The following is a 486-nucleotide window of genomic DNA, read 5'->3' as shown; positions in this document are numbered from 1 at the left end:
CACTCTAGATGAGGGATCGGTGACCGGCAGCAACATTGCTAAGGCTTCCATCATCGCCGAACACGTTGCGGATGGTTCGCTCACAGGCACACAGATTGCCGAAGGCTCACTGACTGGTGCGCAAATTGCTGACGGAGCCATCGGCAGCCGGCATCTCGGACCAGATGCCTTCGATAACTTCACTCTAGATGAGGGATCGGTGACCGGCAGCAACATTGCTAAGGCTTCCATCAYCGCCGAACACGTTGCGGATGGTTCGCTCACAGGCGTGCAGATTGCCGAAGGCTCACTGACTGGTGCGCAAATTGCTGACGGAGCCATCGGCAGACAACACCTAGGACCGGATGCCTTCGATAACTTCACTCTAGATGAGGGATCGGTGACCGGCAGCAACATTGCTAAGGCTTCCATCATCGCCGAACACGTTGCGGATGGTTCGCTCACAGGCACACAGATTGCCGAAGGCTCACTGACTGGTGCGCAAAT

The 486-nt window shown here is 56.3% G+C and carries 1 pseudogene; it reads left to right on the top strand.

Annotated elements, in window-relative coordinates:
* Nucleotides 1-486, top strand: a pseudogene (locus AB4124_RS34105) (hypothetical protein); the annotation flags it as partial.

Source organism: Paenibacillus sp. 2KB_20 (assembly GCF_052115765.1).
Classification (GTDB): domain Bacteria; phylum Bacillota; class Bacilli; order Paenibacillales; family Paenibacillaceae; genus Paenibacillus_AQ.
The sequence above is the reverse complement of the archived record's forward strand: the minus strand, read 5'-3'. Positions and strand labels throughout refer to the sequence as shown.